This window comes from uncultured Erythrobacter sp. (assembly GCF_947492365.1).
Classification (GTDB): Bacteria; Pseudomonadota; Alphaproteobacteria; order Sphingomonadales; family Sphingomonadaceae; genus Erythrobacter.
In genome coordinates, this window is sequence record NZ_CANLMB010000001.1 from 2,233,567 (window position 1) to 2,259,728 (window position 26,162).

Consider the following 26,162-nt stretch of genomic DNA (forward strand, 5'->3'; position numbering starts at 1 on the left):
GTCAAGAGCGGCGAACCACCGAACAACCGCCAAATCGACGAATGCGCATGTTGAGCCTGTAAACGGGCCGCTTTCGGCATTTTCCGTAGCGTCCGACTGGTGGGGCGCGAATCCGGTCGCGGCTGTCGCACCGTTCACCGCACGCGGCGAATCGAGTGCTTGTCGCGGTGAATCGCACATGCGTAGAGATGGCAATTAAGCCAGCGCTAACCCTGCCCGGAGTATCACTTGTCGATGGCCCCCGATAAACGCACATCAATCACCGCCCGCTTTGCCGCTCCGATAGCGGCTCTAGCAGCATTGTTTGCCATCCCCGCGCAGGCCCAGTCGAACGAGCTTCAGGCCAGTTTTGACGATGCCTTCGGGACAGAAATGCGCGCGCCCGAAACGTTCGAGGCGATATACGCAAACAGTTTCGAACAACGCATCGCCGAGCTTGCCGATGGCGATCAGGGCCGTATCGGCGTCGCTGCACTCGACATGACAACCGGTGAGCAGATTATGGTGCTGGGCGACCAGCTGTTCCCAATGGCTTCGACCAGCAAGATCGCAGTGGCCGCGACCTATCTCGAAATGGTCGAGCAGGGTCACTATTCGCTCACTTCGGAATTCCCGCTGCTGATCCCGGTGCGGTCGGCCAAATTCTCCTCGCCCGCAGCGCCCGTGCGTGAAGGCGAATATATGCCGGCGATTGATCTGATCGAGATCATGATCACCCGTTCGAGCAATCCGGCAACCGACGCGCTGCTCGCAGCTGTCGGCGGACCCGAAGCCGTCAATGACTGGATGCGCCGTCAGGGGATCAATGATTTCTCGATCAACCGCGACATCGCAACTCTGGTCCGTGATGACGGCGAGTATGATCCGGCAAGCTGGATCGACCCGCGCGATGCGGCAACTCCGCGTGCGATGACACGGCTGCTCCATGGCCTCTATCGCGGCGATTTCCTGTCCGCGCAGAGCCGTCAGGTGCTGCTCGGCTCGATGAGCCGGACCGTTACCGGTCAACGCCGGATTGTCGCCAATATGCCCGAAGAGGCCCGTGTGAGCCACAAGACCGGATCGCTTAACAACACGTCGAGCGATATCGGCATTATCGAATCGCCTGATGGCCGCGCGATTGCTGTTGCGATCTATGTGACGGGTCAGGGATCACGCCGTGCTCGCGAGCGCCGCATCGCAGCGATTGCACGCGCGCTCTATGATGGATTTGGCGCAAGGGCGCGCCAGAATGGACCGCAGAACTGGACAAGCGCTCCGCGAACCGGCGGCTAGCTCTCTCCGGAAATCGGACAAAGAAAAAGGCGGCGCCTCGCGGCACCGCCTTTTCTTTTTGCTAGCGTTGAAGCTGGCTTGAAGCGAATTACTCGCCGTCAACCATTGCTTCGGCTTCAGCAGCAGCGCCTTCAGCAGCTTCGACAACAGTGTCAGCAGCTTCGCCTGCAGCTTCAGCAGCGCCTTCAGCAGCTTCGCCAGTTGCTTCAGCAGCGTCGCCGGCAGCTTCAGCGGTTTCGTTAACAGCGGTGTCGGCAGCTTCCGACATTGCGTCACCGGTTTCGGCGACCGAGTCAGCGGTTTCGCCGCAAGCAGCGAGGCCGAGAGCCGAGGTTGCAACAGCAGCGGCAAGAATGATCTTACGCATAATATGAATTCCTTATTCAGCGTATGGTTTTCGCGTCGGGCCCGTTACTCGGATCCAAGCGCCAAAGCCGGCTTTGACCCCCGACTTCGACGCCTTAAATAATGGCCGAAATGTGGCATTGCAAGTAAATTGACGTAAATCGCCACATTCTCGCCTTATTTCCACCCCGTTCCGGCGCATGATTATGGCGGTCAATTCAGCCGGTAATCGCAGGGCAATTCATCTTACGCCGCCCGCTTCGGGGTGCTAGCAGGCAATTATGTCCAGTGAGAAGCAGCACCTCTATCTCGTCGACGGCTCGTCCTATATATTTCGGGCCTATCACCGCCTTCCGCCGCTGACCGATCCCGAGGGGACGCCGGTGGGCGCGGTCTACGGCTATACGACGATGCTATGGAAGCTCGCCGATGATCTGGATGCCGCCGAAGGCCCGACCCATCTGGCGGTGATCCTCGACAAGGATTCAAAGAGTTTCCGCAACGATATCTACCCTGAGTACAAGGCCAATCGCCCGCCCGCTCCCGAAGATTTGCGGCCCCAATTCCCGCTGATCCGCGATGCCACCCGCGCCTTCAGCCTGCCCTGCATCGAGGAGCAGGGGCTCGAAGCCGACGACCTCATTGCCTCTTACGCCCGCGCTGCCCAGCGCGAAGGGTGGGATGTGACCATCGTGTCTTCGGACAAGGATCTGATGCAGCTTGTCGGAGAGGAAAACGGCGCGAAGATCGACATGCTCGATACGATGAAGAGCGCACGCATCTATATTCCCGAAGTCGAAGAAAAGTTCGGCGTCACGCCCGATCTGGTTGGCGATGTGCTCGCACTGATGGGCGACAGCGTCGATAATATTCCCGGCATCTACGGCGTCGGCCCCAAGACCGCTTCCAAGCTGATCGCCGAGCATGGATCGCTGACCGCCGCGCTCGATTCCGCGCCGGATATGAAGAAGTCCAAGCTCAAGGAGCGCCTGCTCGAAGGCCGCGAGGATGCCGAAATGTCGCGGGTGCTGGTGACGCTAAAGGAAGATTGCGACCTTCCCGTCGCGCTCGACGAGATGCGGATCGAAGGTATTCCCCCCGAGCCGCTCGCCGCCTTCCTTGAAAAGCACGGCTTCACCTCGCTTCTCAAGCGGTTGGGCGCAGGCACGGGCAGCCCCGAGCGTGCCAACAATCTCAACCCGGCCAAGGCTGACAAAGCGGGCGATACGGGCAGCGAAGAAGGCAACCGCCAGCCGATTCCTGAAATGCCCAAACTGGATCGCAGCGCTTACGAGACGGTGCAGTCGCTCGAACGGCTCGAACATTGGGTGACGCGGGCAACAGCGGCGCGGTTGGTGGCGGTCGATACCGAAACCTCCTCGCTCGATGCGATGCAGGCCGATCTGGTCGGCATCAGCCTCGCGCTTGGCCCCAACGTTGCGTGCTACATCCCGCTCGCGCATGGCGGGACCGATCTGCTCTCCGAAACACCCGAGCAGATTGCGACCGAAGACGCGCTCGCCGCGCTCAAGCCGATGCTCGCCGATGATAGCGTGCTCAAGGTTTTCCAGAACGGCAAATACGATCTCAACGTGCTCGCGCGTGTCGGGGTCACTGTCTCGCCAATCGAAGACACGATGGTGACGAGCTTTGACCTCGATGCAGGGCGCGGCGAAGGCATGGGAGGCGGGCATGGTATGGACGAATTGTCCGAGCGCCACCTTGGCCACACGCCGCTGTCCTTCAAGGAAGTCTGCGGGACCGGCAAAAAGGCGATCCCCTTTGGCGAAGTACCGCTGGACCGCGCGACCGAATATGCCGCCGAGGACGCCGATGTCACTTTGCGGCTCTACCGGCACCTCAAACCGCGCCTTGTCGAAGAAGGCGGCACCAAAATCTACGAACGCGTTGATCGCCCGCTGATCCCCGTTGTCGCGGCAATGGAACGCGAAGGCATCAAGGTTGACCGCGCCCAGCTCGCACGGCTTTCGGAAGAATTTGCCACCACAACCGCCGGGCTGGAGAAGGAAATCCACGCAATCGCCGGGCAAGAATTCGCTATCGGCTCACCCAAGCAGCTCGGCGAGATCCTGTTCGACAAAATGGGCTTCAAGGGCGGCAAGAAAGGCAAGAGTGGCCAGTACTCCACCGACCAATCGACATTGGAAAAGCTGAGCGCCGACCCGCAAGCGGCCGGTATTTCCAAGAAGGTGCTCGAATGGCGGCACCTGTCGAAGCTCAAATCGACCTATACCGACGCGCTGCAGGCCCAGATCAATCCGAACACGGGCCGCGTCCATACGAGCTATTCGCTGGTCGGCGCGCAGACCGGGCGCCTGTCCTCAACCGATCCGAACTTGCAAAACATTCCGATCCGAACCGCCATCGGACGCACAATCCGCGAAGCTTTTGTGCCCGAAAGCGGCAATGTCCTGCTCGCGGCGGATTACAGCCAGATCGAATTGCGGCTGGCGGCTCACATGGCCGATGTGGGAACGCTCAAGGAGGCCTTTGCCAATGGCGAAGACATCCACGCGCGCACCGCAAAAGAGATGTTCGGCGAAGTCACCCGCGACACCCGCGCGCAGGCCAAGACGATCAACTTTGCGATCCTCTATGGCATCTCGCGTTGGGGTCTCGCGGGCCGGCTCGAGGTCGAACCTGATGAAGCGCAGGCCATGATCGACACTTATTTCCAGCGCTTCCCCGGCATCCAGCGCTACATTCAGGAGACGCTCGAAACGGTCGGCGAGCGCGGTTATTCAGAGACGCTGTTCGGACGCAAAACGTGGTTCCCGCGGATCAAGTCCAAGAACCAGGCCGAGCGCCAAGGTTCAGAGCGGGCGGCGATCAACGCGCCGATCCAGGGCACCAGCGCCGACATCATCAAACGCGCAATGGTGCGGATGCTTCCGGCGTTGCGCGATGCCGGACTGAACGATGTGCGCATGCTCTTGCAGGTCCACGATGAACTCGTGTTCGAACTGCCCGAAGGTGACGTTGCCCAAGCTTCTCCTGTAATCGAGCGCGTGATGGCCGAAGCCGCGCTTCCAGCGGTCACAATCGACGTCCCGCTCGCGGTCGACATCGGGACAGGGATGAGCTGGGACGCCGCGCATTGATACGCTGGCTGCTCCGCATGTTGAGCGCCATCTGCATGGTCGGCGCGATCATCTGTGCGGGGCTTTGGAATGCCAGACGCAGCCTGCCTTACAATGAAGCGGGCCGATACTTTGACCCCGTCACTGCAACCGTTTTCCATGAACAAAGCGTGGCGGTCTTTGGGGCAATAGCCATCGCACTCGCTGCGTTAGCGATTGCAAGCGTCATTGCGATCAGGCGGTTCTAACTGCCGATCTTGCGCAAATTCACTCGTGCTTCTTCGCCCGCGTCGGCTCCAGCGTGTCAGGTGCAAAGAATCCGATCGGATTGGCCTCTGCCGCGCGCTTTTTCAGTTCGCCGCGCAGTTTGCGATATTCGGCTTCCATGCGCGGCGTGACGGTGGCGCGGCTGTCTTCGAGCGCGTCTTCGAAATCCTGCATCTCGACCGCAGCCACATCGCCTCCCATTCGCCGCAAGGCGCCAAGCCCTGCGCGGCGGACAACGTCTTCGAGGTCGGCGCCGGTGAAGCGTTCGGTCTTCGCGGCGATTTCACCAAGATCCACATTGCTCGCAAGCGGCATATTGTCGGTGTGAATGCCAAGAATGTGCTCGCGGCCCTCCTTGTCGGGCGTACCCACATAGACCAGCTCGTCAAATCGGCCCGGTCGAAGCAGTGCCGGGTCCATGAGAGCAGGCCGGTTGGTCGCGCCGATGACAATCACCGATTGCAACTCTTCGAGCCCGTCCATTTCGGCAAGGATCGTGTTGACCACGCGGCCAGTGACTTGCGGTTCGCCCTGGCCTGAGCCGCGCGCGGGAACCAGACTGTCGATCTCGTCTATAAAAAGCACGCAGGGCGCAACCGCGCGGGCGCGGGCAAACAGCCGCGCGATCTGCTGCTCGCTCTCGCCGTACCATTTGGACAGAAGGTCGGAACTTTTCATGGAGATGAAGTTCGCCTCGGCCTCTTTGGCGACCGCCTTTGCCAGCAAGGTCTTGCCGGTGCCGGGCGGGCCATAGAGCAGGAAACCCTTGGCCGGGCGAATGCCCAGACGGCGAAACGCATCAGCATTCTTAAGCGGGAGTTCGATCCCCTCTTTGAGCTTGTCGATGGCATCGGCGACGCCGCCAATATCGTCCCAGCCGACATTGGGCATCTGCACCATGACTTCGCGCATGGCGGAGGGCTGGATGCGTTTGAGCGCCGAGAAGAAATCGTCGCGGGTCACGCATAGGTCTTCGAGCACGTCTTGCGGGATCTCGCGTTCGCTCAGGTCGAGGCGCGGCATGATCCGCCGCACCGCATCAATTGCAGCTTCGCGGGCAAGCGCCGCAATATCCGCGCCGACAAAGCCGTGGGTGACACGCGCCAGTTCGTCGATGTCGACCGCTTCTTCGAGCGGCATACCGCGCATATGAATAGCGAGAACCTCGCGCCGGCCGCCCTGATCGGGAACGCCGATGACGATCTCACGGTCGAAACGGCCCGGACGGCGAAGCGCCTCGTCAATTGCATCTGGCCGGTTGGTCGCGGCGATTACCACCAGATTGGCGCGGGCTTCCAGCCCGTCCATCAAAGTAAGAAGCTGCGCGACAAGCCGCTTTTCCGCCTCGCCCGGCACTCCGCTGCGTTTTGGCGCAATCGAATCGATCTCGTCGATAAAGACGATTGCAGGTGCGACACGGGTCGCCTCTTCGAACACTTCGCGCAGCCGTTTTTCGCTTTCGCCATAACCCGAACCCATAATCTCGGGGCCGTTGATGGTGAAAAACTCAGCATCGCTTTCATTGGCGACTGCCTGCGCGAGCCGGGTCTTGCCGGTGCCAGGAGGGCCGTGGAGCAGCACACCTTTGGGCGGATCCACGCCAAGCCGGGTAAACAGCTCAGGATAACGCAGCGGCAATTCGACCATCTCGCGCAATTGCTGGATGGTGTCCTTCATCCCGCCGACATCGTCGTAATTGACGACCGCGCGGCCATCGCGCTCTTCTTCGAATTCGGTGCGGAGTTCGACCTCGGTGTTCTCGTCGATATGGACGATCCCCTTGGGGTTGGTCGAATGCACAGCAAGGCGGATCTGGGTCAGCGCATAGGCCGGGGCGCGCAGCAATTGGCGCACATCGGACGGCATATTCTGCACCGGCTGCTGACCGGTTGTCGCCACCAGATCGCCAGCCACCAGAGGGCGCTTGAAGAAATTCCGCTTGAGCGCCTGGGTCGGACCTTGAAGCCGCATTTCACGCTGGGCGGGCGCAAACACGACCCGCGTGGCAGGGCGCGATTTGGCAGCCGTGATGTCAACATGCTCGCCCGATCCCGCTTCGGCATTACCGCGTTGGAGACCATCGAGCCGGACTACATCCAGCGTGTCATCTTCCTCATAAGCGGTCATCGCCACGGCTGCGGTGGTCCGCTTGCCAGCGATTTCAACGATATCGCCTTCGGTTATGCCCAGTGCCTGAAAGGCCGAACGCGGCATGCGCGCGATGCCCTGACCGGATTCCTCCTGCCGGGCAGGTGCAACCTGCAAGCGTGCCGTTCGGCTGGATGAGGCAGGTTTGGCTTCAGCCATGAGGACTCCCTAACGGATCGAATGGAAAAATTTCTCGATCCAATAGCTAAGGAGAGCGCCGGATGATTGCAAACCCGTGTTTGCGCGGGTGCAGACTTCATCTTCTCGTAATGCCTCGGCAGCCGCACGGCCTTTGCGCCGCAAATTGCGCGGGTAAGAAAAAAAGCCCGGCACACCATTTTCAGGAGGCCGGGCTGGAAAAGTTTGGGAGAGGATGCCTGTTAGGCAGGGCAAGAAATGGACGACGACTCGAAATTTTGCAAGTGCGAAATAATCATAATGAGTTGCAAAACACGCAATCAAATGTCTGTAAGTAACTCATTTTTAGGGATTTAGATTAAACTTCATCCACAAGAACTCCTCCAAAATAGCACAGTCGAACGAAAATTGCGCGGCGGAATGCTGCAATGCAGCACCCGAGGCGCGGTCACCGAAACCTGTATCGCCAATGGGTGACACGGGCAAAACAAGCGACTAATCTCTAGCGCAGGCGGTCGGGTCGTACCGCCGTTGCTCCACATTACCCAGGCTAGAAACAGGCTGAGCTTTTATGTCGAAGATTTATCCCACTGCCGCCGCCGCGCTCGATGGCGTAATTGCGAATGACCTGCTTATCGCCGCAGGCGGTTTCGGGCTCTGCGGGATTCCTGAACGCCTTCTCGATGCGATCCGCGATAGCGGCGTGACCGGCCTCACCTTTGCCAGCAACAATGCCGGGATCGACAATGAAGGGATCGGCAAGCTGCTGCGCACCCGTCAGGTCAAGAAGATGATCAGCTCCTATGTCGGCGAAAACAAGGAATTTGAACGGCAGTTCCTCGCTGGCGAGTTAGAAGTCGAGTTCTGCCCGCAAGGCACGCTGGCAGAGCGGATGCGCGCGGGCGGCGCGGGCATTCCGGGCTTCTACACCAAAACTGGCGTCGGAACGCAGGTCGCTGAGGGCAAGGAGCATATGGACTTCCCCGATCAGGACGGCGTCACCTCGACCTACATCCTTGAGCGCGGGATCTTTGCCGATCTGGCCATCATCAAGGCATGGAAAGCGGACGAGACCGGCAACCTGATCTTCCGCAAGACGGCGCGCAATTTCAACCAGCCAGCGGCAACCTGCGGCAAGGTTTGTATCGCCGAGGTCGAGGAGATCGTTCCGGCAGGCGCTTTGGAAGCGGATGAGATCCACCTGCCCGGTGTTTTCGTGAACCGGATGATCCTGGGCGCGCCTTACGACAAGAAAATCGAATTCCGCACAGTGCGTGAAAAAGCAGAGGCATAAGAATCTCTATGAAGAAAGAGCAGGCATTCAAGATTTTCGCCGCATCAAGCGCGGCGATCGCTTTGCAAGGCTGTGTCGCGGCGATTGTTCCGATTGCGGCTGGCGGGTTGATGACACAATCGCGCCCTGGCGAAACCGCCGATAGCCAAACGCAATCGGAGACAGCTGAAAGTGTTCCAGCGCAAGTCTCCACGGCAACCACTCCGACGCCAGCACCGGTTCCAGAACCCTCTCCGGAAGTTCAGGCTGCCATTGCAGAGAGCGCTGCCGAGGGCCAAGCAGAGGCCAATGTGGAGGTTGCACCAGAACCAGAGGTCGCACCACCCACTCCCGAAGCTGTGCCCGAGCCTGAGCCTCAGGCTCCTGCTATTGAAGAGGTAGCAGCCGCTGCCGAGCAAGAACCTGCCCAACCGACTCAAACTGAACCCGTCAGTGAAGCGCCCGCGCCAAGCGTTGTTGAAGCACCGACTACCACCGACCTGCCCGAAATCGCTTCCGAGTTTGACGAACCGGCGCCAGCGGCAACTGCTCCCGTTTTAGTAGCGTCACTGCCGGAAGAACCTGCTGAGAGCGCTCCTGAACCTGCACCGGTCCTGGTCGCCTCGCTACCCGAAGAGCCTGCGCCGCCCGCAGTTCCGGAAGTCGAAGCGGCGCCGGATCCGAGCGCCTCGGAGGAGACACCAACGAGGCTCGCGATGGCCGAAATTGAGACGCCGGTTGCTGAGCCTGTCGCGGCTCCAGCGCCCGCTCCGGCACCAGCCGCGCCGGAAGCGGCCCCATCCAGCGCGCCTATTCCGCGTTCACCCTCACCTTCACCCATCGTCGCAACCCTGTTCGATCCGCTGGTGAGCTATGCAACCGCGCCAGAATTTGCAGCGGGTCAGGAAGGACGCACTTCCGCCATGCTGCGCGACCCGACGTCGCTGCGCCCGACCCGAGTCGATTGCGCTGGCGAAGTGCCCACCGTTCTGATCGACCTCGACCCGGAAGGCGAAGACCTCGACCTCTCTGGGCCTCTGAGCGCACCTTCGGCCTTGGGCGTGAAACTCGCCCAGATGCGCGCGCAGGGTATCGCGATTGCGTGGATTTCCCGCGAATCACGCGATGCCGAAGGAGCCGTGCGTGCTGCTCTAACTCGCTCGGGTCTAGATCTGTCCGGCGGCGATCAACTGCTGTTGATGGGCGATCCGGATGATCGCAAACAGACCTTGCGAGACGGGCTGGCCGGCACGTCCTGCCTCGTCGCAATTGCAGGCGATACACGCTCTGATTTTCATGAGCTGTTCGACTATCTTCTCAATCCCGATGATGCGTTTTCGCTTCAACCGATGATCGGCAACGGATGGTTTATCATCCCCACGCCCCTTTTGCCCGAAAGGCCGTAAGCATGACTGACCCCAAAGGCTGGACCCGCGACCAGATGGCCGCGCGCGCTGCGAAAGAGCTGGAGGATGGCTATTACGTCAATCTCGGCATCGGCATCCCGACGTTGGTCGCGAACCACATTCCTGCAGGCATGCTGGTGACGCTGCAAAGCGAGAACGGGATGCTAGGCATCGGCCCCTTCCCCTATGAGGGCGAAGAGGATCCCGACCTTATCAATGCTGGCAAGCAGACGATCAGCGAGCTGCCGCACAGCGCCTATTTCGACAGTGCAACCAGCTTTTCGATGATCCGCGGCGGGCATATCGACCTCACCGTGCTCGGCGCGATGGAAGTGGCTCAGAACGGCGACATCGCCAACTGGATGATCCCCGGCAAGATGATCAAGGGCATGGGCGGCGCGATGGACCTTGTCGCAGGCGTCAAGAAGATCATCGTCGTGATGGATCACACCGCCAAGGATGGTTCGCCAAAGTTCATTCCCGAATGCTCGCTCCCGCTGACAGGCGCTGGCGTGGTGGACATGATCATCACCAATCTCGGCGTGTTCCACCGCAAGGATCATGACAACCCGTTTCGCCTGATCGAACTGGCGCCGGGCGTGACCGAGGATGAGATCGCTGCGAGCACCTCGGCGCAATATGAAGTGGCGCTGGAAACGGCCTGAGCTTCAGTATGACCGCTATATGGCTGGATAAGCCCCGCAACCCGAACGCGCCGCTCGCAGGCATTCGCGTGCTCGAACTGGCGCGGGTGCTGGCGGGACCGTGGGCGGGGCAAATCCTCTCCGATCTTGGCGCAGACGTGATCAAGGTGGAGAGCCCCGAAGGCGACGGCACACGCGCATGGGGACCGCCTTGGGTGGAGCGGACAGATGCTGACGGCAAAACCCACCGCGAGGCCGCCTATTACCACGCGGCCAATCGGGGCAAGCGCAGCATTGTCGCGGATTTCGGCAATCCCGATGATCTTGAACGGGTGCGCGAGCTGGCGCGCGATGCCGACGTGTTGATCGAGAATTTCAAGACCGGTGGCCTTGCCAAATTCGGCCTCGATTACGCGGCGCTCGGGCCGGCCAACCCCGCGCTCGTCTATTGCTCGATCACCGGTTTCGGGCAGACCGGCCCGCGCGCGAAAGAGGCTGGGTACGACTTCGTCATTCAGGGCATGAGCGGCTTTATGTCGATCACTGGCGAGCCCGACAGCGTGCCGGTCAAGATGGGCATATCGATCTCTGACCTCACAACCGGTGTCTATTCGGCCAATGCCATACAGGCTGCGCTGATCCAACGCGGGCGCACGGGCAAAGGGCAGCATGTCGATATGTCGCTGCTCGATTGTTCGGTGGCGCTTCTGGCCAATCAGGCGAGTTACCACTTCACCACTGGCGAGAACCCGCCGCGAATGGGCAATGCTCATGCGCAGGTTGCGCCCTATGGCGTGTTTCCGGTGACAGACGGCCATGTGATCCTCGCGCCAGCGAATGATCGCCTGTTTGTGAAGATGGTGGAGATGCTCGACCGCGCGGACCTGACATCGGACCCCCGCTTTGCCAGCAATGCCGGCCGGGTTGAAAATGCCGCCGCGCTGGATGCAGAGATTGCCAAGACGACCTCAGTCTGGACCAAGGCTGCATTGCTTAAAGCTTGTGCTGCACACGGTGTCCCGGCAGGGCCGATCAACAATCTCGACGAGGTGTTTGCCGACCCTCAAGTACTCGCGCGCGGACTGCGTGTGGATTTGGGCGGAATGCCGGGTGTGCGCAGCCCCTTCACCTTTTCCGATGCGGAGCTTGCACTCGACCGCCCCTCCCCAATGCTGGGCGAAGACGGCTAGGAAAGCAGCCGCGTCATCGCCCGCCAGAGCCGTTCGAACGGTCCTTGCGAGAACTGGCTCAGCCAGAGCGGCGACCAGATCAGCATTGCGGCTATCGGGACAAAGCCGAACGCAAGCGCGGTGCTGCGGCTCAATTCTCCAAACAGGCCCAACCCCCAACTGGCGAAGAGTGCGGCGAGGACCAGCGAGCTCAACAGATAGTTGGTGAGCGCCATTCTGCCGACCTTTGACAGCGCCTGTGTAATCGCTCCACCTGAAGTGAAAAAAGCGATCCCCAGCGCCGCATAGGCAAGGCCCAACAATGTATCGAAGGGCGCGGAGAGGACCAGTCCGGCCGCTCCGGCAAGCGCTCCGGGAAAGCCGTTGGTCGCGGTCCAGTTGGCCAGCACCAACAAAGCTGGAACTGCGATAACAGCGCAAATCGCTGCCAGCCTTTGCAGCCGGAAGGTTCGCCATTCGCGCGCCAGCATCCGGTCTTTCCACATGGCCATGCCAAGGGCGATGCCAGCAAGGTTCAGCGGCACCGCGAGGAGGAGAATGCGCAGCTGTTGCGGCAATTCAGCCGCGCGCCTTACGGCCCGCTCGACCAATCCCTCCCGCCCCTGTTCGAGCGCGGCGCGGATAGCCGGTTCATTGGTTCCGAAACTCCGCTCTGCGAACAGCGCGGCATCTGTGCCAGTCCGGCCCGCGTAGAAATCCACCACCGCACCGCCGAATGCCACGATCCCGCCGCCCACATGCACCGCAACCAGTCCAATCGCGATAGCATAGAGCGCGCGGTGGCTCAGATGCGCGAGCAGGGGCAGAGCCAAGCCGCACAGGGCATAGACGCGCAGGATATCGTTGCTCGCAAGCAGGATGGAATGCGCGACACCGATCAGGAACAGCACCCCCATACGCGCGAAATGGGCTCGCCATGGTTTTTCGCCTGACCGTTCAATCAGGATCAGGCACCCAGCGCCGAACAGGATCGCAAACAGAGTGCGAAACTTGTCTTCCACAAAGACAAAGCTCGCGGTCCAGACGAGGCGGTCAAGCTGCGTCTCCATCCCCCATGCGGCCGGATTGTAATAGGCCTGCGAAGGCAACGCGAAGGCATAGACGTTCATCAGCACAATGCCGATCACCGCCAGTCCGCGCAAAGCGTCCAGCTCGATGATGCGGCTTTGAGGATGATCGAGCGTCACCATTTGCGACGCCTTATCATGTCAGGCGATAGCTGCCTTCAATTCTTCGACCAAATCCGTGCGCTCCCACGGGAAGAAATCGCCGTCGGCGGTCCGGCCAAAGTGACCATAGGCCGCGCTCTTGCGATAGATCGGCTTGTTAAGGCCGAGATGCGTGCGGATGCCGCGCGGGGTCAATCCGCCAAGTTTGCCGATTGAGGCAATCGCTTGTTCAAGCCCTGCATCGGTTACGCCTTCGGCAGCGGTGCCATGGGTGTCGACATAGAGCGAGAGCGGCTCGCTGACACCGATAGCGTAGGCGATCTGGATGGTGCAGCGCGTGGCGAGGCCAGCGGCCACGACATTCTTGGCGAGGTAGCGCGTGATATAGGCCGCGCTGCGATCAACCTTGGTCGGGTCTTTGCCGCTGAACGCGCCGCCGCCATGGGGCGATGCGCCGCCATAGGTATCCACGATGATCTTGCGGCCCGTCAGGCCAGCGTCACCGTCAGGCCCGCCAATGACAAAGCTGCCGGTGGGGTTGATGTGCCACTGTGTCTCTTGCGAGATGAAGCCGTCTGGCAGGATGCCTGCCACCACGCCTTTGACGTAGTTGTGCAGCTCGGCTTCTTTCTCGCCATCGTCATAGCCTTCTGCGTGCTGGGTCGAAACGACCAGAGCGGTGCAGGCCACCGGCTTGCCGTCCTTGTAGCGCAGGGTCACCTGGCTCTTGGCATCGGGTTCAAGAAAAGGCGCTTTGCCCGAATGGCGATCCTCAGCCATTTGCGCGAGAATCTTGTGACTGTAGTCGAGGGTCGCCGGCATCAGGTCTGGCGTTTCGTCGCAGGCAAAGCCGAACATGATGCCCTGATCACCCGCGCCCTCATCCTTGTTCGAGCCTTCCGCGCCCGCATCAACGCCTTGCGCAATGTGAGCCGACTGACCGTGAAGGTGATTTTCGAAGGTCAGCGTCTTCCAGTGAAAGCCGTCCTGCTCATAGCCGATATCGCGCACGGTCAAGCGCACCGCTTGCTCGATCTCTTCTTTCGCGCCCGGAGCCCAGCCGCCATTGACGGCCCACTCTTCGTTGTTTTCGTCATACATCGGCGCGCAGCGGATTTCGCCGGAAAGGATTACGCGCTGGGTTGTCGTCATCGTCTCGCAAGCGACACGCGCTTCGGAGTCTTTCGACAGCATCAGATCGACAATCGCATCTGAAATCTGGTCGGAAACCTTGTCGGGATGCCCTTCGGAAACGCTTTCGGAAGTGAAGAGATAGTCGTTACGCATGTCGTCTCCGGAGCTTTCGCTGTCTAATGGCTGGCGTCCTTATTTAGACATAAGGAAACCTTTATATCTGTCAGCTTGCGCCCTAGCCGCGCTCGCTTCGCAGCGCAAGCAATCTCGGTAGGCCGAGACCCAGAAGCGCTAGCAATGCAGCCCATGCGAGTGGCAATGCGTTGCCCCATCGCGCAAACAAGGTGGGCGGCTTGGCTGCGGGTATGACGCCTTCGAGTTTATCGGCCTCGCCGGTTGCAATGCTCCCCTGCACGACCCCATCCGCATCAATTACCGCGCTGATCCCGGTGGTGGTCGAACGCAGGACCGGCAGGCCCTCCTCGATCGCACGCATGCGTGCCTGCGCCAGATGCTGCGGAGGACCCCAAGTCCCGAACCAGCCATCATTGGACGGGTTGAAGAGATAATCCGGGCGGTTGCCGCGATCCACGACCTGACCCGAAAAGACGATCTCGTAGCAAATCTGGATGCCAGCCCGCCCATGCTCGCCAAGATCGAGCGTCTGCGGACCGGGGCCGGGATCGTAGGGGATACCGCCAGCGGTAAGACGCGAAAGCCCTAGCGGCTCGAGCAGCCATTCCATTGGCAGATACTCGCCATAGGGTACCAGATGCGACTTGGCATAATGGTGGGTGATCTCGCCTTCACCATTCAGCCCGAGCACTGAGTTGCGCGCGGTGACAGCACCCAGGGTGCCATTAGCGCGCTCTCCGATGTTGAGGTTTACGACACCCAGCAGGAGCGTAGAGTCTGACCCGATCACCGTCCCGATGCGCTCACGCGCGACCTGCGGATCAAACCCGTAGGTTGTCAGCTCGTAATACCGCTCCGGATAGCCATCCTCGAGAAAGTAGGGGATCGAGCTTTCGGGCCACAGGACTAAACGCGATTGGTCGCGGTTTTCCATTGTCAGGCTCGCGGTGCGCAGGAACTGCTCTTCGAATTTCGAGCCGTCATTGATCTCGCCCTGCGGGATCAGTGGCTGGATCAGGGTGTAGCGAATGCTGCCACCGGAATCCCGACCCTGGTTCAACGTCATTGCCAGCGCGATGAGCGCAGCAAAGATCGGGAGCGAAAGAAGCCACCAGCGCCCTCTGTTGGCGAAGGCCCACAGCAGGCCAGCGATTATAATAGCCAGTCCGGAAAGCGCGTAGGTGCCAAGCCATGGCAACAGGCTCGCAATCCCCGGCACGTCCCAACCGCCCAGCAGCATCAGCCCGAGCGGAGGCCAAGGATAGCCGGTGAAAACCCAGCTGCGCAGCCATTCGGTTACGATCCATGCGCTGGCAAACAATGCGCCAAAGGCAAGCGGCGGCAGTTTGCGGCCTGTCAGATGCGCGGCCAGCGCCGCCAGCGCTGGATAGACTGCCAGATAGATGCAGAGCAGCGGCACCGCAGCCCAGCCCAGCATCGCCGGCATTTCGGCCTGATAGGTAAAGGCGGTTGCGATCCAGTTATTGGCGAGCGTGAGATGCGCCCAGCCAAACACCCAGCCGCTCCACAGTGCCGTTCGCCAATTGGGCGCCCTGTGCAGGTGCGCGACAAACAGGGCTAGCGCAGGAAGCGAGATCCACCAGGCGTGAAGCGGGGGGTATCCGCATGCGGCAAGCAGCCCAAGCAGCAGCGAGGTCAGGCCGGGCCGCGTCTGCGCAATTGTGGCCACTTGCCCTATGCGCAGGGTCAGGACACCGGCGACCGCGACACCGGATTCTGCTTCGACCGTTTCATTTGCCATCGGTCCGGTCCTTCATCAGCCCGTGTCAGGCTTGCTGACTAGCCAACCGTTTCGAGATTGTCGTCGGAATCCGGAGTCTTGGGACTGTCATCACCGCCAATTGCAGGTGGCAAAACAGACGAGTCGATCTCGCCTGATCCCGCTGCGTCGCTATCGCTGCGTGAGCGGCTGTTGCTGCGCGGCTTACGGCGGGGCTTTTCGCCCTGATCGTCCGCATCTGCCTTGCGCGGGCGCCGACGGGGCTTCGCAGGCTCTTCGCCAGCATCTGCGGTTTCACCTTCGACACCAGCTTCGCCTTCCGATGCAGGCGCATTGTCCTGATCATCGCGGCGCCCGCGTGGGCGGCGATTGTTGTTCTTGCGGCGATTGTCGCCGTCTTCATCATCGCCTTCATCGCCTGATTGACCGCGATCCGGGCCGCGATCGTCGCCGCGCTTGGCCCGAGCTTCGTCCTGACGCGCCTTATTGTCGGCGATTACACGGAAATAGTGGTCCGCAAATTGCAGGTAATATTCGGCCTGAACCCTGTCACCATTGTGCTGAGCGTCCTGGGCAAGCTTCTTGTACTTGTCGAGGAGTTGCGGCGCATTGCCGCGAGCGCGGCTGTCGATCCGGTTCTGGTTGTTGCCGCCGCCTTGCTGGCGATTTCCGCGACCGCGGCGACGATTATTGCGATTGTTATTCAAAGGAGAATTGTCCTCATCCGTGGCCAAAGCGCGTTTTCAATCGGTGCGCTCATCCAGCCCATTGACTCCGTTATTCGGGTCTCTCTCAGACCCTGCCTGCGAAATTGCAAACATATCCGTCCAGCACAGACCAAGGGTGTGACCCACTCGGCCAAATCAGATGGAAGTTCGGAGCTGACCTTACCGAACAAACATCCAAGGGAGGTTCGACAGGTCTGATTCGGAGGTAGCGAGCCGAAATGGTTTTGCCAACCCCTGCAAGTGTTTTGACTAGTGAAGAACCAGCGCGCGTGGCCTTTTTGCCAGATCATGGCGGATTTCGACCGTGAATCCGTGTGCGCGCGCGATTTGCATGACGGCCTCGGCCTGATCGGAACCGATTTCGAGGATGGCGGTGCCGTCTTCACGCATCAATCCGCGAAGTTGTGGGACGAGTGCCCGGTAGTCATCCAAGCCCTCTGGTCCGGCAAACAGCGCTTCTGCAGGTTCGAAATCGCGCACTTGCGGATCGAGCGCGGCATCCTCTTCGACATAGGGCGGGTTGCACAGGATAAGGTCGAATTGACCGAGGCCGTCCGACCAGCCCGCCTGTCGCCAATCGCCACTTTGGAACTGCGCTTTATCCTCGTCCAGACCGAGCGCCCGCGCATTGGCTATCGCCATTTCAAGCGCGCTTGGTGAGGCGTCGATACCCACGCCCATCGCCTCTGGCAGCTCGAGCAGCGCGGTAACGAGCAAGGCCCCTGAACCCGTGCCAAGGTCGAGAATGCGCCCGGCATCCGGCGCAAGTTCCAGCGCCGCTTCGATCAGCGTCTCACTGTCTCCTCGAGGGATCAGGACGTCGCGCGAGACCTTGAACGGGCGGCAGTAGAACTCCTGAATGCCGGTTATGTGCGCGACCGGTTCGTGTGCGACACGGCGCTCGAACAGAGCTGCAAATGCCTCTGGCGCAGGATCAGTCATATGCCGGATCAGCATGTCGGAGCGGCTCGCCCGGAGTGCATGCGCCATCAGCAATTCGGCATCGAGCCGAGCTGTGTCGCTGACGGCGGCGAGGCGGGACGCGGCTTCGCGGATCGCGTCGCCAACGCTCATTCAGACAGCGCCGCCAGCCGCTTGCCCTCATCTTCGGAGATCAGCGCGCTCACAAGCTCCGCCAGACCCGGCCCCGCAAGCACTTCCTCAAGCTTGTGCAGCGTCAGCCCGATGCGGTGATCGGTCACGCGGCCTTGGGGGAAGTTGTAGGTGCGAATGCGCTCCGACCGGTCGCCGCTGCCGACCATCGCCTTGCGTGCTTCGGCCTCGGCGCCCTGCGCTTCGTCGCGGGTCTTCTCGAACAGCCGCGCGCGCAGCACCTGCATCGCCTTTTCGCGGTTCTTGTGCTGACTGCGTCCGTCCTGACAGGTCACCACCAACCCCGAGGGCTCGTGCGTGATCCGGATGGCGCTGTCGGTCGTGTTGACGTGCTGGCCGCCAGCGCCCGAGGCGCGATAGGTGTCGATCTTGAGATCACCCGGATCGATCTGGACATCGACATCATCGGGCTCGGGCAGCACAGCCACAGTCGCCGCAGAGGTGTGGATACGCCCGCCGCTTTCGGTGACTGGCACCCGCTGCACACGGTGGACGCCGCTTTCGAACTTGAGCTTGGCGAAGACGCCGCTGCCGGTGACATTGGCGACGATCTCCTTGAAGCCGCCGACTTCCGAAGCGCTCATGCTGACCGGCTCGACCTTCCAGCCCTGTTCGGCGGCGAAGCGCTCATACATGCGGTAGAGATCACCCGCGAACAGCGCCGCTTCGTCCCCGCCAGTGCCTGCGCGGATCTCGAGCATGGCAGGCTTGCTATCCGCCGCATCGCGCGGGAGCAGCGCGACGGCAAGCGCTCGCTCTTTCTCGGGAAGGTTCTCGCGGATCTGTGCAAGCTCCTCCTCAGCCATCGCCTTCATCTCGGAGTCGCCGAGCATCTCCTCCAGCCCCTCTATCTCCCCGCGCATGGCCTTCACATCCGCGGCGATCCTGGCGACCGGCTCCAGCTCGGCATAGTCGCGGCTCGCCTGCACGAAGGCGTCGCCCTCGAGCGTGCCAGAGGCCATCCGCGCTTCGAGCTCGGCGAAGCGGTTGGCGATCTGGTCAAGGCGTTCGAGTGGGATTTGCACGTGGGTTCAGGCTCGGTTGGCTGGGGGTTGGATCAGAGACATGGACCGCATGTTACACGGTCCAGCGTGAGAAATAGTGGGGTGGAAATTCGGCTTGGTCATCGTGCGGTCTAGTAGCGCCGATTGGCATGAGTAGGAAAGCGTTCTTCCTTCGTCATCCCGGCCCCGGATGCATAAGCTCGCCGGGATCCCGCTTCTTTTAGCTCTGTGCCGGAAGAAGCTGGACCCCGGATCAAGTCCGTGGTGACGCGATGGGGTGGCTAAGAATAGCGTCGCAGTGCTTCGATCACATTCGCGGGCGTTTCGCGATCACTCGACACACTGTGCCTCATCTCCGACTGTAATGACAGAATCGCGAGCGGCTCGCGCTTCGAAGCTTTGTCATAACGTTTGCGCGGTGAGCCGCTTGCGATCATTTCAGCGGTCAAACCTGTGTCACGCAACTGCTTCATAAATCCAATTGCCTCGTCCAACCGGCCATCGTCCTCGACAACGATAATGACGTCTGCAGGAGCCTCTTCCCGCTCCCCCACCAGCATCGCCAGCCGCTCGATCCCTGCGGCCCAGCCGACCGCTGGCGTCGCGGGTCCACCCAGCGACTCCATCAGCCCGTCATAGCGCCCGCCGCCCAGCACGGTGCTTTGCGCGCCTAGTGCATCGGCAGCGGCAGAACCCTCATCGGGGATGAACTCGAACGCGGTGTGGCGGTAATAGTCGAGGCCGCGCACCAGCGCTTCGGCGCGCTTCCATTTCACTCCAGCCGCATCCAAACCGCTCGTCACCGCATCGAAGAACGCCAGTGCTTCGTCGGAGAGAAACTGGTCGATTTTGGGCGCGTCGGCGAGGAACGCCTTGTCGCGCGGGTCTTTGCTGTCGAGGATGCGAAGCGGGTTCTTCTCCAGCCGCTCTTGCGAATCTTCCGACAGATCGCCCTTCACCGCGCCGAAATATTCGATCAGGCCCGCGCGCCACGCATCGCGGCTCGCCGCATCGCCGAGCGTATTGAGGTGCAGCGTCACACCTTCGATCCCCAGCTCCTTAAGCAGCTGGTCAGCCATGGCGAGCAGCTCGACATCTGCCTGCGGCTCGGCTGCGCCAATGATCTCCGCATCGATCTGGTGGAACTGGCGATAGCGGCCCTTTTGCGGGCGCTCGTAGCGGAACAGCGGGCCGTGCGTCGCGACCTTTAGCGGCGCGTGTTGCTGCCAGCCATTGGTGAGGTAAGCGCGCGCGATACCGGCGGTAAATTCGGGGCGCAAGGTGAGCGAATCCCCGCCGCGATCCTCGAAGGAATACATCTCTTTGGAGACAACATCGGTCGTCTCGCCCAGCGAGCGGGCAAACACTTCAGTCTTTTCGAAAACCGGAAATTCGGCGCGGCGAAAGCGGTAGAGCTTGCGCACCCGCTCAAAGGTTTCGACCACAAAGGCGAAAGCCTCCGCATCGGCGCCGAAAATGTCCTGTGTGCCGCGAATGGCTTTAGGTGTGTTCTTGCTCATGCCTGTCCTATCTCTGAGGCGCGATTAGGGCACTCACGATCTTGCCGCAACAACCCAAGATCGCTAACGGCCTGCCACACGCCTTTTGGGGAGAGGGCCAGACAACGAGCAGGAACCTCTTATGCGCATCGACATGATCCCGACAGGCAGCAATCCGCCCGACGACCTCAACGTCATTATCGAAGTCCCGACGGGCGGTGAGCCGGTCAAATACGAATTCGACAAGGCAAGCGGCGCGCTGTTCGTTGACCGCATTCTGCACACACCAATGCGCTATCCGGCCAATTACGGATTTGTTCCGCACACGCTTTCACCTGACGGCGATCCGCTCGATGCGCTGGTGATTGCGCGCTCGCCTTTCATCCCCGGATGCGTCGTCCGCTCGCGTCCGATCGGCGTGCTCAACCTGGAAGACGAGCATGGCGGCGATGAGAAACTGGTTTGCGTGCCGGTCGACACGACATTCCCGTATTATTCGGATGTCGGCGAGACGAAGGACTTGCCGTCAATCATCATGCAGCAGATCGAGCACTTCTTTACCCACTACAAGGATCTTGAAGCGGAAAAGTGGGTGCGGATTGGCAAATGGGGCGACCGCGCCGAAGCGCGCCGCATTGTCGAAGAAGCAATTGCGCGGGCTAAAGCTTAAAGGACGGCCTTGAAAATGCCGGTCAAAGCGAGCGGCAGCACAATGGCCAGAACCCAAAGGCCGGTCAGGTCACGCCGGAATGCACTGGCATAGGATTCATCCGAAGCCTGATCGTCGGAGAGATGCGACCAGCGCTTCTCAAACCAGCGGCAGGCCGGAATGATCGCCGCGACCAGAACGACCAGCGCGACATAGGGCAGGATCGACGAAGTGCCGTTGGCCAGCGCCTTAACCGTCGCGAAAATCTGAATGGTGGTGTAAACCAGCAAAGCCCAGGCGACATGGTCGCTCATCGACTTGCGCCAATCGCGCGTTTTCCCGGCTACATCATGCTGCTGTGACAGCTCGTTCATTCATCCGCTCCCCAACGGTTTGTCGTTCGGTCAGGAGTATCTCAAAGAGCTTCGAATGTTGCAAGCTTCGTAACCAAGTTAGTTTTTTGTTGCATTCCTTGAGATGCGATGCGGCCCGCCAATGGCCGCCACGTGATCACTCCGCAGGCCAGAAGGCCTTGATCGAATGCCGGATTATGCCGCCAAAGCAAAAATCTTGCCAAATTGGGTGATGACGCCCTTTTCTGTGCCGGTGACAATGCTAATGCTTGCAGTATGAGCGAAACATCAACCCTCGACGACACCGCCGCCACTTCCGACTCGGGCCCGGCGAGCGCCAGTGCGCCGCTGCCCGATGGCGGGCTGGAAGTCATCTCAATCGCCAAGAGCTACGACAAGCGCGCCGTACTCACTGACATCTCGCTGACTGTCGGCAAAGGTGAAGTGCTCGGCCTGCTGGGACCGAACGGGGCGGGTAAGACGACCTGCTTCTATTCGATCATGGGTCTGGTGAAGCCCGATTCCGGCCGTATCCTGATGGATGGCGAGGATGTGACCGCGCTGCCAATGTATCGCCGCGCGATCCTCGGCCTTGGCTATCTGCCGCAGGAAACCAGCATCTTTCGCGGAATGACAGTCGAACAGAATATCAATTGCGTGCTCGAGATGGTTGAGCCTGACGCCGATACCCGTGCTGATGAGCTGGAGCGGCTGCTCGGCGAGTTTGGCTTGACGCGGCTGCGCGAAAGCCCGGCAATGGCGCTATCGGGTGGTGAGCGGCGGCGCTGCGAGATCGCGCGCGCGCTGGCGGCCAAGCCTTCGATCATGCTGCTTGATGAGCCATTTGCGGGCATTGATCCGCTGTCGATCAGTGACATCCGCGATCTGGTCAAAGACTTGAAGGATCGCGGGATCGGGGTGCTTATCACCGACCACAATGTGCGCGAAACGCTCGATATCGTCGACCGCGCATGCATTATCTATGGCGGGCAGGTGCTGTTCGCGGGCACACCGCAAGCGCTGGTCGAAGACGAAAACGTCAAGCGGCTCTACCTCGGTGAGGGCTTCACGCTCTAGGATTTAGCTGATGGCGCTCGGTCCCAGACTTGATCTTCGCCAATCGCAGCAATTGGTGATGACGCCGCAGCTGCAGCAGGCGATCAAGCTGCTGGCGGCTTCCAATCTCGAGATCGAGACCTTTATTGCCGACGCGCTCGAAGCCAATCCGCTGCTCGAAGCAGGAGCGGTATCACGCGAGGATGATGGCGGCGACAGAGGCGAGCCTGACGATATTCCGCGCGAAGAGTTCACGTCCGACCAGCTGATCGGACAGGCGCAGGGCGAAAGCGAAGCCCCGCTCGATATCGATAACTCCGCGCTCGACCGCGACATCGACACCGGAGATGGCGACACGCGCAAGGATGCCGAGTGGGGCTCGGCTGTCGGGGGATCAGGAGCCAGCGGTGAGGATTTTCCCGGCATTGATGCGACCAAGGCCGCTGAGCTCACCCTTGCCGAACATCTTGACCAGCAGATCGGTGCGCTCGCCTGCAACCCCAAAGAAGCCTTTGCCGCGCGTCACATCGCCGGACTGCTCGACGAAGCGGGCTATCTTTCGAGCGACCTGCGCGACGTTGCCAATGATCTTGGGCTCCCGCTGGACGTGGTCGAGGATGCGCTCACGGTCATCCAGATGTGTGAGCCAAGCGGTGTGGGTGCGCGCGATCTGGCGGAATGCCTGACGCTGCAAGCCAAGGACGCGGACCGTTACGATCCGTGTATGGCCGCGCTGCTCGACAATCTCGATCTGGTGGCAAAGGGCGAAGTCGCGCGGCTGAAACGCCTGTGCAAGGTCGATGACGAAGACTTCGCCGACATGCTCAGCGAACTGCGCCAGTACGACCCAAAGCCCGGCCTCGCATTCGCGCCCTCCGCCAATGACGCCGTGGTGCCCGATGTGCTGCTCAGGGCCAAGGATGATGGCGGCTGGGACATTGCACTTAACGAAGAGACATTGCCGCGCCTGATCGTCAATCGCAGCTATTTCATCGAACTCAGCGACGGCTCGCCGGGTGCAGAGGCGCAAGGTTGGCTCAAGGAAAAGCTGGCTGATGCGCATTGGTTGATCCGCGCGCTAGACCAGCGGCAAAAGACCATTCTCAAGACCGCAGCTGAAATCGTTAAGCAGCAGGACGGCTTTTTCCGGCGGGGCGTGTCAGAGCTTCGCCCGCTCACTTTGCGCGAAGTGGCCGAACAGATCGACATGCATGAAAGCACCGTCAGCCGCGTCACCAGCAACAAATACCTGCATTGCGACCGGGGCTGCTTTGAACTCAAATACTTCTTCTCCAGCGGCGTGGCTTCAAGCGACGGCGAAGGTGCATCATCCGAAGCGATCAAGGCACGGATCAAGGCGTTGACCGATGCGGAGGACGCGAAAAAGGTGCTGTCCGACCAGAAGCTCGCTGACCTGCTCAAAGAGGAAGGCTTCGACCTCGCGCGGCGCACCGTGGCCAAGTATCGCGAAGCCATCGGCATCGGCTCCAGCGCCCAGCGCCGCCGCGCAAAGAAGCTCCAAAACCTCTAAGACCCGCCTCAAGCCGCGAGACAACACCTAAGTAAGAACCCTCGCGACTCGTGGAGTTCTGCGGGTTTACGCTAAATTAACCTTTTCCGTTCAGACCTTGTGTGGTTAATAGAGGGCAACATCTCTTTACGAGGCGTTACCACGCAATTGATGTCCGCCACATTGGGGCAATTAGGGGACCGGAAATGCGAGTGCTTTTGATTGAGGACGAGCCGACAACGGCGAAAGCCATCGAGCTCATGCTCACCACAGAAGGCTTTAATGTCTACGCAACCGATCTTGGCGAAGAAGGCCTCGATCTGGGTAAGCTGTATGATTACGACATCATCCTGCTCGACCTGAACCTGCCGGACATGCACGGCTATGACGTGCTTAAGAAGCTGCGCGTTGCCAAAGTGCAAACGCCGGTTCTGATCCTTTCGGGTATTGCCGAAATGGACAGCAAGATCCGCTCATTCGGCTTTGGCGCGGACGATTATGTGACCAAGCCTTTCCACCGCGAAGAGCTGGTTGCGCGCATTCACGCTGTTGTGCGTCGTTCGAAGGGTCACAGCCAGTCGATCATCCGCACCGGCAAACTCGCCGTGAATCTCGATGCGAAAACTGTCGAAGTCGACAGCGCCCGCGTCCACCTCACGGGCAAGGAATATGCGATGCTCGAGCTGCTCAGCTTGCGCAAAGGCACTACGCTCACCAAGGAAATGTTCCTCAACCACCTTTATGGCGGAATGGACGAGCCTGAACTCAAGATCATCGACGTCTTCATCTGCAAGCTGCGCAAAAAGCTCAGCCATGCATGCGGCGGCGAAAACTATATCGAAACCGTCTGGGGCCGCGGCTATGTGCTGCGCGATCCGCAAGACGAAGCCGAAGCCGCGTAATTTGTTGCGCCTCAGGCGCCGGCGGGGCCATCCGGCCCCTTGGCTCTCGCGCTAACCGCGCGGCGGCCAGTCGGCCTTGCGGATCGCAAGCGATCCGTTTGGTGACGCCACCAGAATTTGGGGGAATGCCCGGGGTCCATTAAGTTGGACTCCGGGCTTTTTCTTGGTGAGAGCTATCTAGCCAGTGCCGCCGACATATCCCGACCCGTGGGCTCCTGAAACAGCGCGAGATCAAACTCCGGCACAATCGCCAGCAGGTGATCGAAGATGTCGCCCTGGATATTCTCGTATTCGCCCCATGATGTCGTGTCGGTGAAGCAGTAGATCTCTATCGGCACGCCCTGCGGCCCCGGCGCCATCTGACGCACCAGCATCGTGAAGCCGTCGCCGATGCGCGGATGCCATTGCAGATAGGCGATCATATAGGCGCGCAAGGTCCCGATATTGGTGAGCCTGCGCGCATTAACCGGCGCGTCCTCACCGTCCAGCTCGCGCGCATTCCATTCAGCAATCTCCTCGCGCTTATCGGCGAGATAGGTTTTGAGCATTTTGAACTTCTTAAGGTCCAGCACCTCTTCATCGTCGAGAAAACGGATCGTGTTCTGGTCAAGCACGATGCTGCGCTTGATCCGCCTCCCGCCCGATTCCGCCATGCCGCGCCAGTTCTGGAATGCATCGGAAACCAGCCGGTGGGTCGGGATCGTAGTGATCGTCTTGTCGAAATTCTGCACCTTCACCGTGTGGAGCGAGATATCGATTACATCGCCATCGGCATCCATACTCGGCATGGTGATCCAGTCGCCCACGCGCAGCATGTCATTTGTGGTGAGCTGAACACTGGCAACCAGACTCAGGATCGTATCCTTGAACACCAGCAGCAACACCGCTGTGATTGCGCCAAGTCCGGAAAGCAGCAGCAGCGGCGACTGGTCGATAAGAACCGAGATGAGGATGATCGCCGCGCCGCACAGGACGAGGATTTTGACGACCTGCACATAGCCCTTGATCGGGCGATTGCGCGAGCGCGGCAGGCGTTCGTAGAGCTCGTTCGCGTAGGACAGCGCCTTCACAATCGCCATCGCCACCGACAGTACGATCAGCGCCTGCGCGACATTGCGGACGAGGTCGTACACCTCTGCCGGGAGGTTGGGGACGAGCGCAATCCCGCGCGAAATCACCAGCAGCGGCGCAGCGGTGGCGAGCCATGTCGCGGATTTGTCGATCGTCTTCGTCTTGCGGTCGAGATAGGGCGCGGCGAGGCGCAGGATCACATGCTTCAGCACATAATTGAGCGCGAGCGAGGCGAATGCGAGCAGTGCCAGCCCGATAATTGTCTGGGCCCAGAGCGGCTGCGCGTAAAATGTGGTGGTCAATTGTTCCAT

Annotated in this window: 22 protein-coding genes; 11 read left to right on the forward strand and 11 right to left on the reverse strand. The window is 60.6% G+C overall.

What is annotated here, in order from left to right; genetic code table 11:
• Positions 1-234 precede the first annotated feature (234 nt).
• A complete protein-coding gene (locus Q0887_RS10665) occupies positions 235-1,275 on the forward strand; it encodes a serine hydrolase (RefSeq protein WP_299194829.1) in 1,041 nt (346 codons plus the stop codon).
• Positions 1,276-1,363: 88 nt separating this feature from the next.
• Here the strand turns inward: Q0887_RS10665 and Q0887_RS10670 are convergent, their stop codons facing one another.
• On the reverse strand, positions 1,364-1,642 hold the full coding sequence (locus tag Q0887_RS10670) for a hypothetical protein (protein WP_299194832.1): 279 nt from the start codon (positions 1,640-1,642) through the stop codon (positions 1,364-1,366).
• Between the two features lie 259 nt (positions 1,643-1,901).
• Here Q0887_RS10670 and polA point away from each other — a divergent pair, with 259 nt between their 5' ends.
• Positions 1,902-4,742 carry a DNA polymerase I gene (polA, locus tag Q0887_RS10675; RefSeq protein WP_299194835.1) on the forward strand — a complete coding sequence of 947 codons (2,841 nt, stop codon included), beginning with the start codon at positions 1,902-1,904 and terminating at the stop codon, positions 4,740-4,742.
• Positions 4,743-4,759: 17 nt separating this feature from the next.
• Positions 4,760-4,969, forward strand: coding sequence for a hypothetical protein (locus Q0887_RS10680; RefSeq protein WP_299194838.1), 210 nt, complete (start codon positions 4,760-4,762; stop codon positions 4,967-4,969).
• Between the two features lie 19 nt (positions 4,970-4,988).
• On the opposite strand, the gene Q0887_RS10685 is transcribed toward Q0887_RS10680, so the two are convergent.
• On the reverse strand, positions 4,989-7,295 hold the full coding sequence (locus Q0887_RS10685) for a CDC48 family AAA ATPase (RefSeq protein WP_299194841.1): 2,307 nt from the start codon (positions 7,293-7,295) through the stop codon (positions 4,989-4,991).
• A 550-nt stretch (positions 7,296-7,845) separates the two neighbouring features.
• On the opposite strand from Q0887_RS10685, the gene Q0887_RS10690 reads away from it, so the two are divergent.
• Genes Q0887_RS10690 through Q0887_RS10705 form a run of 4 tightly spaced genes read left to right on the forward strand, consistent with a single transcriptional unit; the run spans position 7,846 to position 11,787 of the window.
• Positions 7,846-8,568 carry a CoA transferase subunit A gene (locus Q0887_RS10690; protein ID WP_299194844.1) on the forward strand — a complete coding sequence of 241 codons (723 nt, stop codon included), beginning with the start codon at positions 7,846-7,848 and terminating at the stop codon, positions 8,566-8,568.
• Between the two features lie 8 nt (positions 8,569-8,576).
• Positions 8,577-9,953, forward strand: coding sequence for a hypothetical protein (locus tag Q0887_RS10695; RefSeq protein ID WP_299194848.1), 1,377 nt, complete (start codon positions 8,577-8,579; stop codon positions 9,951-9,953).
• 2 nt (positions 9,954-9,955) lie between these two features.
• Complete coding sequence (locus tag Q0887_RS10700; protein ID WP_299194851.1) at positions 9,956-10,618, forward strand: CoA transferase subunit B; 663 nt, start codon at positions 9,956-9,958, stop codon at positions 10,616-10,618.
• Positions 10,619-10,635: 17 nt separating this feature from the next.
• Complete coding sequence (locus tag Q0887_RS10705; protein WP_299195324.1) at positions 10,636-11,787, forward strand: CaiB/BaiF CoA-transferase family protein; 1,152 nt, start codon at positions 10,636-10,638, stop codon at positions 11,785-11,787.
• Here Q0887_RS10705 and Q0887_RS10710 read toward each other — a convergent pair.
• From Q0887_RS10710 to hisS, 7 genes are all read right to left on the reverse strand, one after another.
• A complete protein-coding gene (locus tag Q0887_RS10710; RefSeq protein ID WP_299194854.1) occupies positions 11,784-12,977 on the reverse strand; it encodes a DUF418 domain-containing protein in 1,194 nt (397 codons plus the stop codon). The genes Q0887_RS10705 and Q0887_RS10710 overlap by 4 nt on opposite strands.
• Before the next feature lie 18 nt (positions 12,978-12,995).
• A complete protein-coding gene (metK, locus tag Q0887_RS10715) occupies positions 12,996-14,243 on the reverse strand; it encodes a methionine adenosyltransferase (protein WP_299194856.1) in 1,248 nt (415 codons plus the stop codon).
• An 82-nt stretch (positions 14,244-14,325) separates the two neighbouring features.
• On the reverse strand, positions 14,326-15,987 hold the full coding sequence (gene lnt / locus Q0887_RS10720; protein ID WP_299194859.1) for an apolipoprotein N-acyltransferase: 1,662 nt from the start codon (positions 15,985-15,987) through the stop codon (positions 14,326-14,328).
• 38 nt (positions 15,988-16,025) lie between these two features.
• On the reverse strand, positions 16,026-16,673 hold the full coding sequence (locus tag Q0887_RS10725) for a DUF4167 domain-containing protein (protein WP_299194862.1): 648 nt from the start codon (positions 16,671-16,673) through the stop codon (positions 16,026-16,028).
• Between the two features lie 270 nt (positions 16,674-16,943).
• On the reverse strand, positions 16,944-17,768 hold the full coding sequence (gene prmC, locus Q0887_RS10730; RefSeq protein ID WP_299194865.1) for a peptide chain release factor N(5)-glutamine methyltransferase: 825 nt from the start codon (positions 17,766-17,768) through the stop codon (positions 16,944-16,946).
• Entirely contained in the window at positions 17,765-18,832 is a 1,068-nt protein-coding gene (gene prfA, locus Q0887_RS10735; protein ID WP_299194868.1) for a peptide chain release factor 1, read from the reverse strand. The genes prmC and prfA overlap by 4 nt, the downstream gene beginning before the upstream one ends.
• Positions 18,833-19,092: 260 nt before the next feature.
• On the reverse strand, positions 19,093-20,331 hold the full coding sequence (gene hisS, locus Q0887_RS10740; RefSeq protein ID WP_299194871.1) for a histidine--tRNA ligase: 1,239 nt from the start codon (positions 20,329-20,331) through the stop codon (positions 19,093-19,095).
• A gap of 121 nt (positions 20,332-20,452) precedes the next feature.
• Here hisS and ppa point away from each other — a divergent pair, with 121 nt between their 5' ends.
• Positions 20,453-20,980 (forward strand): inorganic diphosphatase, encoded by a 528-nt coding sequence (gene ppa / locus Q0887_RS10745; protein WP_299194873.1) that lies wholly within the window; start codon positions 20,453-20,455, stop codon positions 20,978-20,980.
• Here the strand turns inward: ppa and Q0887_RS10750 are convergent.
• On the reverse strand, positions 20,977-21,333 hold the full coding sequence (locus Q0887_RS10750; RefSeq protein WP_299194876.1) for a hypothetical protein: 357 nt from the start codon (positions 21,331-21,333) through the stop codon (positions 20,977-20,979). The two genes, ppa and Q0887_RS10750, sit on opposite strands and share 4 nt — an antisense overlap.
• A 255-nt stretch (positions 21,334-21,588) precedes the next feature.
• Between Q0887_RS10750 and lptB the strand changes: the two genes are divergently transcribed.
• The 3 genes from lptB to ctrA all read left to right on the forward strand — a co-directional run bounded on the left by lptB (position 21,589) and on the right by ctrA (position 24,780).
• Positions 21,589-22,389 carry an LPS export ABC transporter ATP-binding protein gene (gene lptB, locus Q0887_RS10755; RefSeq protein WP_299194879.1) on the forward strand — a complete coding sequence of 267 codons (801 nt, stop codon included), beginning with the start codon at positions 21,589-21,591 and terminating at the stop codon, positions 22,387-22,389.
• 10 nt (positions 22,390-22,399) lie between these two features.
• Positions 22,400-23,899, forward strand: coding sequence for an RNA polymerase factor sigma-54 (rpoN, locus tag Q0887_RS10760; protein WP_299194882.1), 1,500 nt, complete (start codon positions 22,400-22,402; stop codon positions 23,897-23,899).
• A gap of 185 nt (positions 23,900-24,084) precedes the next feature.
• Complete coding sequence (gene ctrA / locus Q0887_RS10765; RefSeq protein ID WP_299194884.1) at positions 24,085-24,780, forward strand: response regulator transcription factor CtrA; 696 nt, start codon at positions 24,085-24,087, stop codon at positions 24,778-24,780.
• A 173-nt stretch (positions 24,781-24,953) separates the two neighbouring features.
• Here the strand turns inward: ctrA and Q0887_RS10770 are convergent, their stop codons facing one another.
• A complete protein-coding gene (locus Q0887_RS10770) occupies positions 24,954-26,162 on the reverse strand; it encodes a mechanosensitive ion channel domain-containing protein (RefSeq protein ID WP_299194885.1) in 1,209 nt (402 codons plus the stop codon).

What these genes read in the sequence shown, in the direction of transcription:
- Q0887_RS10665 (WP_299194829.1), top strand. Translation starts at nt 235, where the DNA reads ATGGCCCCCGATAAACGCACATCAATCACCGCCCGCTTTGCCGCTCCG.
- Q0887_RS10670 (WP_299194832.1), bottom strand. Translation starts at nt 1,642, where the DNA reads ATGCGTAAGATCATTCTTGCCGCTGCTGTTGCAACCTCGGCTCTCGGC.
- polA (WP_299194835.1), top strand. Translation starts at nt 1,902, where the DNA reads ATGTCCAGTGAGAAGCAGCACCTCTATCTCGTCGACGGCTCGTCCTAT.
- Q0887_RS10680 (WP_299194838.1), top strand. Translation starts at nt 4,760, where the DNA reads ATGTTGAGCGCCATCTGCATGGTCGGCGCGATCATCTGTGCGGGGCTT.
- Q0887_RS10685 (WP_299194841.1), bottom strand. Translation starts at nt 7,295, where the DNA reads ATGGCTGAAGCCAAACCTGCCTCATCCAGCCGAACGGCACGCTTGCAG.
- Q0887_RS10690 (WP_299194844.1), top strand. Translation starts at nt 7,846, where the DNA reads ATGTCGAAGATTTATCCCACTGCCGCCGCCGCGCTCGATGGCGTAATT.
- Q0887_RS10695 (WP_299194848.1), top strand. Translation starts at nt 8,577, where the DNA reads ATGAAGAAAGAGCAGGCATTCAAGATTTTCGCCGCATCAAGCGCGGCG.
- Q0887_RS10700 (WP_299194851.1), top strand. Translation starts at nt 9,956, where the DNA reads ATGACTGACCCCAAAGGCTGGACCCGCGACCAGATGGCCGCGCGCGCT.
- Q0887_RS10710 (WP_299194854.1), bottom strand. Translation starts at nt 12,977, where the DNA reads ATGGTGACGCTCGATCATCCTCAAAGCCGCATCATCGAGCTGGACGCT.
- metK (WP_299194856.1), bottom strand. Translation starts at nt 14,243, where the DNA reads ATGCGTAACGACTATCTCTTCACTTCCGAAAGCGTTTCCGAAGGGCAT.
- lnt (WP_299194859.1), bottom strand. Translation starts at nt 15,987, where the DNA reads ATGGCAAATGAAACGGTCGAAGCAGAATCCGGTGTCGCGGTCGCCGGT.
- prmC (WP_299194865.1), bottom strand. Translation starts at nt 17,768, where the DNA reads ATGAGCGTTGGCGACGCGATCCGCGAAGCCGCGTCCCGCCTCGCCGCC.
- hisS (WP_299194871.1), bottom strand. Translation starts at nt 20,331, where the DNA reads ATGAGCAAGAACACACCTAAAGCCATTCGCGGCACACAGGACATTTTC.
- ppa (WP_299194873.1), top strand. Translation starts at nt 20,453, where the DNA reads ATGCGCATCGACATGATCCCGACAGGCAGCAATCCGCCCGACGACCTC.
- Q0887_RS10750 (WP_299194876.1), bottom strand. Translation starts at nt 21,333, where the DNA reads ATGAACGAGCTGTCACAGCAGCATGATGTAGCCGGGAAAACGCGCGAT.
- lptB (WP_299194879.1), top strand. Translation starts at nt 21,589, where the DNA reads ATGAGCGAAACATCAACCCTCGACGACACCGCCGCCACTTCCGACTCG.
- rpoN (WP_299194882.1), top strand. Translation starts at nt 22,400, where the DNA reads ATGGCGCTCGGTCCCAGACTTGATCTTCGCCAATCGCAGCAATTGGTG.
- ctrA (WP_299194884.1), top strand. Translation starts at nt 24,085, where the DNA reads ATGCGAGTGCTTTTGATTGAGGACGAGCCGACAACGGCGAAAGCCATC.
- Q0887_RS10770 (WP_299194885.1), bottom strand. Translation starts at nt 26,162, where the DNA reads ATGGAACAATTGACCACCACATTTTACGCGCAGCCGCTCTGGGCCCAG.